The 13,146-nt window shown below is 70.1% G+C and carries 12 protein-coding genes; 2 read left to right on the plus strand and 10 right to left on the minus strand.

Going from position 1 to position 13,146, the window contains the following annotated elements; genetic code table 11:
• Nucleotides 1-135 precede the first annotated feature (135 nt).
• The 8 genes from L0P92_RS34790 to L0P92_RS34825 form a co-directional block, all read right to left on the minus strand.
• Nucleotides 136-777 (minus strand): superoxide dismutase, encoded by a 642-nt coding sequence (locus tag L0P92_RS34790; protein WP_234767047.1) that lies wholly within the window; start codon nucleotides 775-777, stop codon nucleotides 136-138.
• Nucleotides 778-883: 106 nt separating this feature from the next.
• Nucleotides 884-2,275: an amino acid permease gene (locus L0P92_RS34795; protein ID WP_234767048.1), complete on the minus strand. Its 1,392-nt coding sequence runs from the start codon at nucleotides 2,273-2,275 to the stop codon at nucleotides 884-886.
• A gap of 121 nt (nucleotides 2,276-2,396) precedes the next feature.
• Nucleotides 2,397-3,290, minus strand: coding sequence for a TauD/TfdA dioxygenase family protein (locus L0P92_RS34800; protein ID WP_234767049.1), 894 nt, complete (start codon nucleotides 3,288-3,290; stop codon nucleotides 2,397-2,399).
• A gap of 18 nt (nucleotides 3,291-3,308) precedes the next feature.
• Nucleotides 3,309-4,649 (minus strand): LLM class flavin-dependent oxidoreductase, encoded by a 1,341-nt coding sequence (locus L0P92_RS34805; RefSeq protein ID WP_234767050.1) that lies wholly within the window; start codon nucleotides 4,647-4,649, stop codon nucleotides 3,309-3,311.
• A 128-nt stretch (nucleotides 4,650-4,777) separates the two neighbouring features.
• On the minus strand, nucleotides 4,778-5,494 hold the full coding sequence (locus L0P92_RS34810; RefSeq protein WP_234767051.1) for an ABC transporter ATP-binding protein: 717 nt from the start codon (nucleotides 5,492-5,494) through the stop codon (nucleotides 4,778-4,780).
• A complete protein-coding gene (locus L0P92_RS34815; protein WP_372497383.1) occupies nucleotides 5,470-6,363 on the minus strand; it encodes an ABC transporter permease in 894 nt (297 codons plus the stop codon). Before L0P92_RS34815 ends, L0P92_RS34810 begins: the two co-directional genes overlap by 25 nt.
• Nucleotides 6,360-7,427 carry an ABC transporter substrate-binding protein gene (locus tag L0P92_RS34820; RefSeq protein WP_234767053.1) on the minus strand — a complete coding sequence of 356 codons (1,068 nt, stop codon included), beginning with the start codon at nucleotides 7,425-7,427 and terminating at the stop codon, nucleotides 6,360-6,362. Before L0P92_RS34820 ends, L0P92_RS34815 begins: the two co-directional genes overlap by 4 nt.
• 202 nt (nucleotides 7,428-7,629) lie before the next feature.
• A complete protein-coding gene (locus L0P92_RS34825) occupies nucleotides 7,630-8,898 on the minus strand; it encodes an ROK family transcriptional regulator (RefSeq protein ID WP_234767054.1) in 1,269 nt (422 codons plus the stop codon).
• 418 nt (nucleotides 8,899-9,316) lie between these two features.
• On the opposite strand from L0P92_RS34825, the gene L0P92_RS34830 reads away from it, so the two are divergent.
• Nucleotides 9,317-9,895, plus strand: coding sequence for a biotin transporter BioY (locus L0P92_RS34830; protein ID WP_234767055.1), 579 nt, complete (start codon nucleotides 9,317-9,319; stop codon nucleotides 9,893-9,895).
• On the opposite strand, the gene L0P92_RS34835 is transcribed toward L0P92_RS34830, so the two are convergent.
• Entirely contained in the window at nucleotides 9,885-11,213 is a 1,329-nt protein-coding gene (locus tag L0P92_RS34835) for an FAD-binding oxidoreductase (protein ID WP_234767056.1), read from the minus strand. The two genes, L0P92_RS34830 and L0P92_RS34835, sit on opposite strands and share 11 nt — an antisense overlap.
• 92 nt (nucleotides 11,214-11,305) lie before the next feature.
• Nucleotides 11,306-12,031, minus strand: coding sequence for a hypothetical protein (locus L0P92_RS34840; protein WP_234767057.1), 726 nt, complete (start codon nucleotides 12,029-12,031; stop codon nucleotides 11,306-11,308).
• A 301-nt stretch (nucleotides 12,032-12,332) separates the two neighbouring features.
• Here L0P92_RS34840 and L0P92_RS34845 point away from each other — a divergent pair.
• Nucleotides 12,333-13,146: serine/threonine-protein kinase (locus L0P92_RS34845; protein ID WP_234767058.1), on the plus strand; the 814-nt coding region annotated here is incomplete at its 3' end.

Here is a 13,146-nt window from a genome sequence, read left to right on the forward strand (position 1 = left end):
CTTCTCACCCTTCACGAACGGCAGGCGGAATGGAGGAAGCCCCCGCGAGTCACGTCCTCGCGGGGGCTTCCTCCATTCCGCCTGCCGTTCGTGAAGGGTGAGAAGACGATCACGAGGCAGGACGCACGGGCGCCGTCACGGCGCGAGCAGCAGAACGTCCGTACGGGACTTGGCGGCCTCGTAACGCCGGGCCACGTCCTGCCAGTTGACGACGGCCCACATGGCGTCGATGAAGTCGACCTTCTGGTTGCGGTACTGCAGGTAGAAGGCGTGCTCCCACGCGTCGAACACGAGGATCGGCGTGCCGCCCTGGCCGACGTTCCCCTGGTGGTCGTAGACCTGCTCGACGATCAGCCGTCCGCTCAGCGGCTCGTACGCCAGCACACCCCAGCCGGATCCCTGCGTGGTCGCGGCGGCCTTGGTCAGCTGCGCCTTGAAGCCCGCGAACGATCCGAACGACTCGGCGATGGCATCCGCCAGCTCGCCCACGCCGTCCTTCTCCAGCGGCTCGCCGCCGCCGTCACCGGTCATGTTGTGCCAGTAGATGCTGTGCAGGATGTGCCCGGAGAGGTGGAAGGCCAGGTTCTTCTCCAGCCCGTTGATCGAGCCCCAGGTCTCCTTGTCCCGCGCCTCCGCCAGCTGCTCCAGCGTGTCGTTGGCGCCTTTGACGTAAGCCGCGTGGTGCTTGTCGTGGTGCAGTTCGATGATCTCGGGGCTGATCACCGGCGCCAGCGCGGCGTAGTCGTACGGCAGTTCCGGGAGTGTGTAGACGGGCATGAAGGGTCCCCTCAGAGCTTTTATTGCAAGTAGCTTGCAACAACAAGCTAACAGCAAAAGGCCCCCGTGTGGATCACACGGGGGCCTTTTCGCGGTCGAAGCGGCGTCAGCTCCGGGCGCGCGCCCGCTGCCACGCGTACCCGGCGACCGCCAGGAACAGCGTCATCCCGCCCGTCGAGTACAACTGCACCCGCGTGTCCGACTCCCGCGCCATCAGGACGAAGATCGCCGCCATGCCGGCCAGCGCCACCCAGGTCAGCACGGGGAACGCCCACATCCGCACGACCAGCTTCTGCGGCGCCTCGCGCTCCAGGCGGCTGCGCAGCCGCAGCTGGGAGACGGCGATGAAGATCCAGACGACGAGGATGACGGCGCCGATCATGTTCAGCAGCCAGGGGAAGACGTCGTCCGGCCGCCAGTACGACAGCACGACGCACACGAAGCCGAAGACGGAGGAGGCGAGCACCGCGACGCGCGGGACACCGCCCGACACCCGGCCCAGCGCCGCGGGGCCCTGGCCGCGCTGGACCAGGGAGTACGCGATGCGCGAGGAGCCGTAGATGTTGGCGTTCATGGCGCTCAGCAGGGCGACCAGGACCACCACGTTCATCACCTGGCCGGCGCCGGGGATCCCGAGATGGTCGAGGGTGGCGACGTACGGGCCCTTCTCGACGACCTCCTTGGAGTCCCACGGGACGAGGGTGACGACGACCGCCATCGAGCCGATGTAGAACAGGGCGATGCGCCACATGGCCGTGCGGACCGCGCTCGCCACGCCGCTGACCGGGTTCTCCGACTCGGCGGCCGCGATGGTGACCGTCTCCATGCCGCCGTAGGCGAACACGGAGGCGAGTAGCCCGATGATCAGGCCCTCGGTGCCGTTCGGCAGGAAGCCGCCCGCGCCGGTGAGGTTCGCGGTGCCCGGGGCGTCCGTGCCCGGCAGGACGCCCGCGATGGCCAGCCCGCCCAGCACCAGGAACAGCCCGATCGCGCCGACCTTCAGCGCCGCGAACCAGAACTCGAACTCGCCGAAGTTCTTCACGGCCGCCAGGTTCGCGCCGCAGAAGACCACCATGAACAGGGCCACCCAGGCCCACTCCGGCGTGTGCGGCAGCCAGGTCGTGACGATCTTCGCGGCGCCGATGCCCTCCAGGCCGACGGCCGTGCACAGCAGCACCCAGAACGACCAGCCGGCCGTGAAGCCCGCCCAGGGACCGATCGCCCGCTCGGCGTGCGCCGAGAAGGATCCGGAGGAGGGATACGCGGCCGACATCTCGCCGAGCATCCGCATCACCAGCATCACGAGAAGGCCGGAGATCACATAGGCGATGACGATCGAGGGGCCGGCGGCGGCGATACCGGCGCCGGAGCCGACGAAGAGACCCGCGCCGATGACGCCGCCGAGGGCGATCATCGACAGATGGCGCTGCTTGAGACCGTGGGAGAGGGAGACGTCGTCCGCCTTCGGGGGCGTCTCCGCGGTGGTGCTGTGCTGCATGGGCGCGGCTCGTCCAATGCGTGAGAGGGTAAAAAACGCCCACAGTCTGGGCAGCCTCTCCGCTCAGAAGGAGAGGCTGCCCACTATGCGGACACTGGCCGCACTGTAGGTGACGCGGGAGTCACGCAGCGACGGGGGTGTAGTGCGAGGCGTCCCCCTCGATCGAGTAGCTCTCCTTGCCCTCGACACCGACCGGCACGTCGCCCGCGACGGTCACCCGGTGCAGGCGGCGCGGCAGACCGTCGTAGTTGTCGATGGCGTAGTGCTGGGTGATGCGGTTGTCGAAGACGACGAGCTGGTTCTGCGACCAGCGGTGCCGCAGGACGTTCTCCGGCCGGGTGACGTACGCCTGGAGCAGGTCGAGGATCTTGCGGGACTCACCCGGCGAGAGCCCCACGATCCGCTGGGCGAACCCGCCGATGAACAGCCCGCGCTCACCGGTCAGCGGGTGGACGCGGACGACCGGGTGGACCGTGCGGTACTTGATGGAGGTGAACTGGGCGCGCCGGGCGGCCTGTTCGTCGTCGATCTCCTCGTCCGGTACGGCGTAGTCGTAGTCGTTGGTGTGCTCCGCCCACAGGGTGTCGGCGAACTGCCTCAGCGGTTCGGGCAGACCGCGGTAGGCGGCCGCCGAGCTGGCGATCAGGGTCTCGCCGCCGTACGGCGGGATCGTGATGCTGCGCAGGGTGGTGGCCTGCGGCGGGTTGAGGACGAAGGTGACGTCGGTGTGCCAGTGGTTGGCGGCGCGGCCGCGTTCGCTGTCGACGGGCAGCACGTTCGGAACGCCGGCGACGGAGGAGACCGTCGGGTGGGCGGTGGTGACATCGCCGAAGTGCCGGACGAAGGCCTGCTGGGTCTCGTCGTCGAGGTTCACGTCGTCGAAGACGAGGGCCTTGTGCGTGTTCAGGGCCTCGCGCAGAGCGGTTGAGGTCTCCTCGTCGAGGGGTCGGGAGATGTCGACGCCGGAGACGTGGGCGCCGATGTTCGCGGTGACCTTGCGGATCTCGATGGACATGGGGGTCCTTTCAAAATGTCAGACGGCGGTGAGTTCGGGGCTGACGTGCTGGTTGGCGGGGCGCGGAAGGCCGTAGCGTTCGCGCAGGGTCGTGCGCGGGCCGTACTCGGAGCGGAGCAGGCCGCGCTCGCGCAGGATCGGTACGACGTGGTCGACGAAGGCGTCGAGGCCGGAGGGGAGCACCGGCGGCATGATGTTGAAGCCGTCGGCGGCACCCTGGGTGAACCAGGTCTCGATGGCGTCGGCGACCTGCTCGGGCGTACCGGCGAGGGTGAGATGACCGCGCCCGCCGCCGAGCCGCCCGATCAGCTGCCGCACGGTGAGCCGCTCGCGTCGGGCCAGCTCCACCACGAGCGTGTAGCGGCTCTTGGCACCCTCGATGGCGTCCTCGGGCGGCAGCTCGCCGGGAAGCAGGGCATCCAACTCCAGGGTCCCGCTCGGCAGTTGGAGCAGACTCTCCAGCCGTTCCACCCCGTGCGTGTACACGATGTGGTCCTCCAGGGTCTGCTCCAGCGCCCGCGCCTCGGCCTCGGTCGAGCCGATCACCGGGACGATGCCGGGCAGCACCTTGAGGTGCCCGGGGTCGCGGCCGGCCGCCGCCGTACGTGCCTTGAGGTCGGCGTAGAACGCCCGCGCGTCCTCGATCGTCTGCTGGGCGGTGAACACGGCTTCCGCGTACCGGGCCGCGAAGTGCTTGCCGTCCTCGCTCGACCCGGCCTGCACGAGCAGCGGATAACCCTGCGGGCTGCGCGGGACGTTGAGGGCGCCCCCGACGCTGAAGTACGTCCCCTGGTGCCGGGCCGGATGGATCTTGGCGTCGTCGCCCCACACCCCGGCCGCCTTGTCGCCGACGATCGCGTCGTCCTCCCAGCTGTCCCAGAGCTTCAGCGCGACGTCCAGGAACTCGGCGGCCCGCGCGTACCGCTCGGCGTGCGCCGGCTCGGCGTCCAGCCCGAAGTTCCGGGCGGCCTCCGCCCCCGCCGTGGTGACGATGTTCCAGCCCGCCCGGCCACCGCTGACGATGTCGAGCGAGGCGAACCTGCGGGCCAGGTTGTAGGGCGAGTTGTAGGACGTGGACGCGGTGGCGATCAGACCGATGTGCTCGGTGGCGGTCGCCAGCGCGGTGAGCAGTGTGAGCGGCTCCAGCGCCCCGGCGGGCCGCTGGGCGAGGTTGCTCCACAACTGCGGACCGTCGGCGAGAAAGAGCGAGTCGAAGGTGCCGCGCTCGGCGACACGGGCCAGGTCGACGTAGTGCTCCAGCGAGACATGCGCATACGGGTCACTCTCGGGGAGCCGCCAGGAGGCCTCGTGGTGGCCGGTGTTCATGAGGAAGGCGTTGAGGTGGAGTTGGCGGGGCATAGAGGTCCTTTGTGAGGAACGGTCGGGCATCTTCAGCCCGTCCGGCGTTTGAGGACGAGGCCCGAAGGGCCGATAGCGGGGTCTGGGGGCGCAGCCCCCAGCGGGGTCGAAGGGGCGGAGCCCCTTCATCACCGGATGTCCTCCGTCACCCCCAACGCCGCAAGCAACCGCGCCCGATACTCGCCGCGCGCCCCCGCCTCGCGGTCGACGACCAGATCGAGCCCGATCCGCCCCCGCTCCAGCACCAGCACCCGATCGGCCAGCACAACCGCCTCGTCCACGTCATGCGTCACCAACAGCACCGACGGCCGATGCCGCTCCCACAACTCCCGCAACAGGTTGTGCATCTTGATCCGGGTCAACGCGTCCAACGCCCCGAACGGCTCATCGGCCAGCAACAACTCCGGCTCCCGCACCAGCGACCGAGCCAACGCCGCCCGCTGCGCCTCACCCCCCGACAGCTCACTCGGCCAGGCCCGCTCGCGCCCTTTCAGCCCCACCTCTTCGAGCGCCGCGCGCCCCCTGCGCTCCGCGTCCTTGCCGTCGAGCCCGAGGAGTACGTTGTCCAGGACCCGCCGCCACGGCAGCAGCCGTGAGTCCTGGAAGACCACCGACACCCGCTCCGGAGCGGAGAGCCGCCCACTGCCGCTGACCCGGTGGTCGAGGCCGGCGACGGCCCGCAGCAGGGTGCTCTTGCCGGACCCGCTGTGCCCGAGCAGCGCGGTGAACTGGCCGACGGGCAGGTCGAGGTCGATGCCGTCGAGGACCGTACGCCCGTCGAAGGAGCGGGTCAGGCCCCGCAGCCGGACGGCGGGACGGGTCAGCTGCTCAGTGTGCGGCGCCACGACAGCACCCTCCGTTCGACGACGCGGACCGTGCTGTCGGAGATCAGGCCGAAGATGCCGTAGACGACGAGGCCGACGAGGATGACGTCCGTCTGGCCGTAGTTCTGCGCCTGGAACATCATGTAGCCGAGTCCGCTGGTGGCGTTGATCTGCTCCAGCACCACAAGACCCAGCCAGGACCCGGTCACCCCGAGCCGCAGCCCGACGAAGAATCCGGGCAGCGCGCCGGGAATGACGATCTGCCGGATGAACCGGAACCGACCGAGCCCCTGCACCTCGGCGAGTTCGACGAAACGGCTGTCGATGCCGGACAGCGCGGCATGGGTGTTGAGGTAGATCGGGATGTAGACGACGATGGCGATGATCGCGATCTTGAAGGTCTCGCCGATGCCCAGCCAGAGGATGAACAGCGGGATCAGACCGAGGGTCGGGATCGCCCGGTTGAGGTTCACCGTCCCGTCGATCAGCGCCTCCCCGGTCCGGCTGAGCCCGGACGCCAGCGCGAGCGCGATCCCGGCGACGAGGCCGAGGACGAACCCGGTGCCGGCGCGTTGCAGCGAGGTCAGGATGTCCGCGGGCAGCGTCCCGTCGGTCCACAGCTGCACGCCGGACTCCACCACCGTCCAGGGCGCGGGGATCGCACCGGGATCCAGCGCCCCGGCGGCCGACGCCACGGCCCACAGGACGACGAGGAGCGCGGGGCCGACGAGCCGGGCGGCCGGAATCCGTTTGCCGGGGGAGAGGGAGCGGCGCCGGCGGACGCGGTGGTCCGGATCCGGGCGGCCCTGCTTCGGCCCTGGCCCCGGCTCCGGCTCCGGCTCCGCGAGGGGCGGTGCGTTCGTCGCGGTCGTGGTGGTCATGGCGGTCACCTCCGGTATTCCGCGGATACGGACTTCGCGGCGATGCCCTCGAAGCGGTGGTCGAAGAGCTCGCCGACGTCGAACTTCTTCACGAACCCGCCCTCGGCGAGCAGATCCGCGGTCTCCTGCTCCCACCGGATGGCCTCGTCCCAACTCGGCGGGAACAGCGGCTTGTTGGCGAGCTCGGTGATGGCCTCGGCCTGGGCGAGGGTCAGGTTCTGCGTCTTGACGTAGAACTCCCGGTTCCAGACGTCCGGGTGCTCGTACGTCCACACCTGGCTCCGCGCCCAGAACGGGATGTACGCGGCGATGGCGGCGGCCTTCGCGGCGTCGTTCAGCACCGCGACCGGCGCCCACAGCAGGTTGAGCAGGTCGACGACATCGGTGGTGATGACGCGGGCGCCCTTGGCCTCGTACTGCTTGAGGTAGGCGGGCGCCTGGCTGTTGCCGAGCGGGGCGATGTCGACCTGGCCGGACTGCAGGGCGGTGAGGAACTGGTTGCTGGTCAGCGGGACCAGCTCGACCTCGTCGTACTTCAGCCCGGCCTTCTTCAGCGCCCGCAGCAGCACCACGCCCTGCGCCTGGCCCTGCGAGAAGGCGAGCCGCCGGCCCTTGAAGTCCTCCACCGAGCGGATGTCGCTGCCGGGCTTGGTGGCGAAGAGGTAGTTGGGCCTGCGGGTGATGTTGATCGCCACGATCTTCGCGTCGAAGCCCTGGTAGTACGCCTGGATCGGCGGGATGCCCGCGTTGTTGGCGACGTCCAGGGACTCGGCCCGGAAGGCGTTGATGACATCGGGGCCGGCGCCGATGTTCAGCCAGTTGCCCACCTTGAAGGGCGGATCGCCCAACCTGGCCAGTCTGAGCTGGAGTTGCTGGGCGTTCTGGTACGAGGCGATCTTCAGGCTGGTCCCGGCGGGGACCTTGGTGGCGAGCGGGGCGTTCGAGGCGCCCGCGCCGCCGGCGGCCGCGCTGCTTCCGGCGCAGCCGCTGAGCCCGGTGACACCGGCAGCGGCGCCGAGCAGTGAGGTGAGGAAGAGCCGTCGGTCGACACCGGACACGGCGGAGGAAAGCATGGGAAACTCCGTGAGTTCAGGAAAGAAACATGCGGAATTCCGGGCAGGAGAAAGCCGTGAGAACAGAATTCACGCAGGATGAAATGAGCGCTTCACACGCGGCGACGGGTCAGCAACAGTGGGTGCGACAGCTCACGAACAGGCTCATGAGCAGGATGTTCCCGGTCATCGATGACCCCTGTCAATATTCCGAGTTTCTGAATTAAATAGCCTCAGGTGGCGCACTCGACGAAGCGCCCAGCGGATCCCGGTAGAGGACGTCCAACGCCACCGATCCACCCGCGACGGCAAGCACGGAATCCGGGAAACTCGACGGTACGACGGCCGCCGCCCGCTCGCTTCCCACCGCGTCGCGCAGCGCCCCGAGGCAGTCCTCGCGGCGCAGCACGCCGATCTCGGTGACGACGACGGTCTCCGGGTTGAGCACGTCCAGCAGCAGCCCGACCGCCCGGCCGGTCGTCCGCGCCCGCTCGGTCAGCAGCCGCGCCGCCACCGGGTCCCCGTCCGCCGCGGCGCGCACCACATGCACCGGGTTCGTCCCGTCGACGACCCCGGCCGCCCGCGCCCGCCGGCACAACGTCCGCTCGCTCAGCTCCACTTGGAGGCAGCCGACCCGCCCGCACGTGCAGCTCTCCGTGCCGCCCGGCACCGGCAGATGGGCGATGGCGCCGGCCTGTGAGCGGGGTCCGTGATGCACCTCGTCGTGCGTGGCGAAGGCGGCGTCCACGACGTTGCCGACGAACAGATGCAGCATGCTCCCGCTGCCCCGCGCCCGCCCGAACAGCCGCTCCGCGTTCACCAACGCCCGCGCGTGCCCGTCCACATGGACCGGCAGCCCGGTGTGCGCGCCGAGCACCTCCCGCACCGGCACCTCGCGCCAGCCCAGCAGCGGGTGTTCGACGACGGTCCCGGAGTCCCGGTCCACCCAGCCGCCGGCGGCGAACCCGACGCCGAGCGGCCGGCTGCCCGGCGCCTGGTCCAGCAGCGCGGCCAGCCCTTCGGCGGCGCGGGCGAGGACGCCGTACGGACCGTACGGATCCGTGGCGCCCGAGTGCTTCAACTCCCGTTCGGCGACGACCCGTCCGCGCAGATCGAGCAGAGCCACGGTGGTGTGGGGCACCGCCACATGTACCCCGCCCACAACGAACCGTGAGTCGTCCAGGTCGACGGGCACATGTGGCCGCCCCACACCCCCCGACTGCCGGGGCGCGGCGGCCTCGCGGATGAGACCGCGGGCGGTGAAGCGGGCGCAGTAGTCGGTCACCGAGGCCGGTGACAGCCCGGTCAGCCGGGCGATGGTGCTGCGCGCGACCGGCCCGTGCTCCAGGACGGACCGCAGGATGACGCTGGCACTGGTCCGACGCCGGTCACGGTCGGCGACACGGGGAATCGGAGACGAAGAGGATGCGGAGGATGCCGGAGATGCGGGGGATGAAGGGGACGAAAGAGTGGGTGCCGCGATACGGGGCATGGGGAACTTCCTCGGGAGCCGGTCCGACACTGCGCCGTCTGAAACGGGCGAGCCGGGACCGGACCACCGGAGACCGACTCACCCCGGACGGCGACAGGCGGTCGCGCCCACGCGTCGCAGGTCGACATGGCGACGCGACGAGAAGTTCCGGGACTGGGCGACCATGCGCTCGAAGCTAGCAAACGGCCCACCCGCTGCCCAGACGGCGACCGACGGGCGAGACGGTCGGCCCGCGTTGTGAGCTGGACGTCCCCGCCTCAGTGACCGGCATCACCCCGTACCGGGTGTAACCCCCATCCTTTGTCCGGAGCTCACCAAGCCCGTGATCGTGCCTTTGTCGACCACTGACGGTGATCGGCCCGCACATGCCGGTATAGCGTCACAGCGTCCCCTGCTGCCCTCACCCCGCGGAGTCCCCATGAGCACCGCCGCCGTCCCCGCCCGCCCCGGTCAGGTCCTCGCCGACCTGATCCCGGCCTCCCGACTCCGCGACCTCGCGCTCGTCGTCGGCGGCGCCGCGTTCACCGGCCTCGCGGCCCAGATCTCCGTGCCCGTGCCCGGCTCCCCGGTGCCGGTGACCGGTCAGACCCTGGCGGTGCTGCTGGTCGGCACGGCCCTGGGCGCCGGCCGCGGCTTCCTCTCCCTGGCGCTGTACGCGCTCGCGGGCATCGCGGGCGTGCCGTGGTTCGCGGACGGCACCTCCGGAGCCGCCGCCCCGTCCTTCGGCTACATCCTCGGCATGATCCTCGCCTCCACCGTCGTCGGCGCCCTGGCCCGCCGCGGTGCCGACCGCTCGGTGTGGCGGACGGCGGGCGCGATGGTCCTGGGCGAGGCGATCATCTACGCCGTCGGCGTGCCGTACCTGGCTCTGGCCACCGGCATGTCGGCGACCGCGGCCATCGCGGCCGGCCTCACCCCGTTCCTGATCGGCGACGCCCTGAAGGCGGCCCTGGCGATGGGCGCCCTGCCCGCCACCTGGAAGCTGCTCAACCGCTGACGCCGTAGTTCGCCGAGAAGAGGTTCGCCGGGTCGTACCGCGACTTGATCCCGGCGAGCCTCTTGCGCGTCGCGGCGTCGTACAGCCCGGCACTCCGGTCCCCGGCTCCGAAGGCGAAGTTGAGCGCCCGGCCGAGCGTGACGGGTGCGAGCAGTTCGAAGGCGGGGTCCAGGATCTCCCGGGCCCGTTCCCGGTCCGCCATGGTCAACATCCGTACCAGGAACCCGCCTTCGCGATACGGCACCGAGTTCGGCGCGGGCCGGCCGAGCGCGCCGCCCAGATGATTGACCTGTACGACACACATGGCACCGGCGGCCTCCGGCCCAGTACGTTCCAGCACCCGGGCCACCCTCCGGACGTCCAGCTCACTCACCACCGCGCTGTCCCCGTAGTAGGTGTGCGGGAAGTCGGGGTCGCTGTGGATGGTGTGGCTCTCGGAGTACGGCATCTCGCGCAGGGAGTCGGACAGCACGGGCCCGATCCTCCGCAGCGGCGCCACGATCCGGTCGCCGTCGGGGCCGGTGTGGGCGACCCGCACCGAGACGACGCACCGCCCGCGCAGGTGCGGCGGCAGCGCCGGGATGTCCGGATACGGTACGGCGGCGAAGGACGACGTCAGCCCCTCGGGCACGGTCCGCGTCCACTCCTCGTACGCCCGCAGCACGACCGCCGGATCGACGTCCCGTCCGTCGAAGGCGAGGGAACCGCCGTAGAGCGTGCGGACGGGAACGAGGCCGATCTCCATCCCGGTGACGACACCGAGGGCGTGCCCGGCGCCGAGGAGGGCCCAGTACAGGTCGCTGTCGGACTCCGGCGTGACCTGGCGCAGCCGCCCGTCCGCGGTGACGACGTCGAGCGAGCGGACATGGTCGGCGGCGTATCCGAACTCCCGGGCCAGGATGCCGAGTCCGCCGCCCAGCGTGTACGACACGGCGCCGACGGAAGGGGCGGACCCGTTCAACGGCGCCAGCCCGTACGGCGCGGCCGCCGCCACGACCTGCCCCCAGCGCACACCCGCCTGCACGCGGACGGTACGGGAACCGGGATCCACACTGACCCGGTCCATACGCCGCGTCGAGACCAGTACCCCGCCCTCGACCGGCCCGGGAAGCCCATGCCCCGTGGCCCGGATCCCGACGTGCAGCCGCCGCTCGCCCGCGTACCGCACAGCGGCCGTCACATCGGCGGCGTCGCGGGCCGGGACGACGAGGCCGGGCCGCAGGGCGAAGCCGGTCTGGAACCCGGCGAGTTCGTCGTCGTAGCCGGGTTGGCCGGGGTGGAGAAGGGGCGGTTCGGTGAGGTGTCGCGGAGAGGTCATGGCACAAAGAGTGGCCGGATAACCTGACAGCCACCGTCAGGTTATCCGGCCGATCTCTTCTCGAGGACTCCCGGGCCGCCCGGGGTGTCGGCTCAGTCGGCCGGCCGCCCGGGCCGCCGCAGCCGCGACCACCACAGCCCGGCCGCGCCCACTCCGATCAGCGTCGCGCCCGCCGCGCCCAGCGGCAGGACGTCACGGCCGAGGCCGGTCCTGGGCAGCTCGTCGGCGCCCGGTGCGACCGGCTTGTTGTCGGTGCCCAGAAGCAGCGGGGTGGCCGGGGCGTCGGGCGACGGATTCGCCGTACCGAACGGCACCGGCCCCTGCTGCCAGTACGTCTTCTTCCCGTCCGCGCTCTGCACGGGGAGGCATATCTTTCCGGTCTTGCCCAGGTCGTACGTCGCGTCGACGGCGTACGACTTCGACTCACCGGCCGGGAGATTGTCGACGGCACAGGCGAAACCGCTGTTCGAGCCCTCCGGAAGGCTGCCTTCCGCAATAGCTGAACAGCCCTCGACATTCTTGACCGTGAGGCCGTCGAAACCGACGACCAAAAGCTGGATCTTTCCGCTGTCCTTGGTCCCTTCGTTCTTCACCGTGGCGGTGATGTCGGTTTCCTGCGAACTGTTGTCCACCGAGATCTTTTCGGGCAGCAGAGTCGTCAGTTTCACCCCTGCCGGCGCCTCGTCGATGACCTTTCCCCCCTTGTTGCTGCCAGGACCCTGGTCGTCCGCTCCGGCAGTGGCGGAAAGGATCAGCACTGCCGAGAAAGATGTCGCGACCAGCGATCCCGCGATGGCCGTCGTGCGACGAGAACTCATGTTCGTCCCCCTTGCCTGCGCCTGAATTCGCAGTACTTGAAGAGCTACCACAAGATTTCTCCGCACTATGCTGGTACGGCTTGAAGTGTGACCATTGTGTTTCAATGGCGGATGTCCGATGCGGAGTGGTGGGGGGTGCAGCGGATTGCCGGGGAACGTGGGAAACATGGGGAACATGGGAAGTCCGGGGAATCCTGGTCATGCTCGTGGTGACGCTGCTGGTGGTGCGAGTAATGGCGGGCTTCCCGGATTACTGGTGACGGGCCGTTACCGATTGGTCGAGAGTATCGGCCAGGGTGGAATGGGGCGGGTGTGGCGAGCGGTCGACGAAATGCTCGATCGACTGGTCGCCGTCAAGGAAATGCGCATCGACGGCCTCGACCCCGAGGACTCGCGCACCCGCCGTGAACGCACCCTGCGCGAGGCGAGGGCGACGGCGCGGATCGACCACCCCAACGTCGTCCGGGTCTACGACGTGGTCGACGAGGGCGAACGTCTGTGGATCGTCATGGAGTTGGTGGCCGGCCGCTCCCTGGAACGCATCATGGCGGAGGAGGGGCCGCTGGGCCCGTGCGAGACGGCCCGGATCGGCATCGGCCTGGTCGCGGCCCTGCGCCAGGTCCACGCCCGGGGCGTCCTCCACCGGGACATCAAGCCGGGCAACGTCCTGGTCGAGACGGAGGTGACGCCGACGCGCGGACGCGGCCGAGTCGTCCTGACCGACTTCGGCATCGCGGCGATCCAGGACGCGAAGGCCCTCACCATGGTGGGCATGCTGGTCGGCTCCCCCGACTACATGGCCCCCGAACGCGTCTCCGGCCGCCCTCAGGGCCCACCGTCCGACATCTGGTCCCTGGGAGCCACCCTGAGCGCGGCCCTCGCCGGCCGTTCCCCCTTCTCCCGCGACACCACCCTCGCGACCCTGCACGCGGTCCTCTACGAGGACCCCGAACTCCCGCCCACCGCAGGCCCCTTGCAAGCCGTCCTCACCGCCCTCCTCCAAAAGAACCCCACCCTCCGCCCCGGCCTCGACGCCCTGGAAACGGCCCTGAACCCGGTGGCCTTCCCGACCCCCACACCGACGATGCCGGTGGTGGAGGGAGAGGGGCTTCGGG

This window comes from Streptomyces muensis, assembly GCF_021474425.1.
In the GTDB taxonomy this organism is placed as follows: domain Bacteria; phylum Actinomycetota; class Actinomycetes; order Streptomycetales; family Streptomycetaceae; genus Streptomyces; species Streptomyces muensis.

Excerpts from the sequence above, each read along its gene's own strand:
- L0P92_RS34795 (WP_234767048.1), bottom strand. The coding sequence starts at position 2,275 with ATGCAGCACAGCACCACCGCGGAGACGCCCCCGAAGGCGGACGACGTC.
- L0P92_RS34840 (WP_234767057.1), bottom strand. The coding sequence starts at position 12,031 with ATGAGTTCTCGTCGCACGACGGCCATCGCGGGATCGCTGGTCGCGACA.
- L0P92_RS34830 (WP_234767055.1), top strand. The coding sequence starts at position 9,317 with ATGAGCACCGCCGCCGTCCCCGCCCGCCCCGGTCAGGTCCTCGCCGAC.
- L0P92_RS34835 (WP_234767056.1), bottom strand. The coding sequence starts at position 11,213 with ATGACCTCTCCGCGACACCTCACCGAACCGCCCCTTCTCCACCCCGGC.
- L0P92_RS34805 (WP_234767050.1), bottom strand. The coding sequence starts at position 4,649 with ATGCCCCGCCAACTCCACCTCAACGCCTTCCTCATGAACACCGGCCAC.
- L0P92_RS34825 (WP_234767054.1), bottom strand. The coding sequence starts at position 8,898 with ATGCCCCGTATCGCGGCACCCACTCTTTCGTCCCCTTCATCCCCCGCA.
- L0P92_RS34790 (WP_234767047.1), bottom strand. The coding sequence starts at position 777 with ATGCCCGTCTACACACTCCCGGAACTGCCGTACGACTACGCCGCGCTG.
- L0P92_RS34820 (WP_234767053.1), bottom strand. The coding sequence starts at position 7,427 with ATGCTTTCCTCCGCCGTGTCCGGTGTCGACCGACGGCTCTTCCTCACC.
- L0P92_RS34800 (WP_234767049.1), bottom strand. The coding sequence starts at position 3,290 with ATGTCCATCGAGATCCGCAAGGTCACCGCGAACATCGGCGCCCACGTC.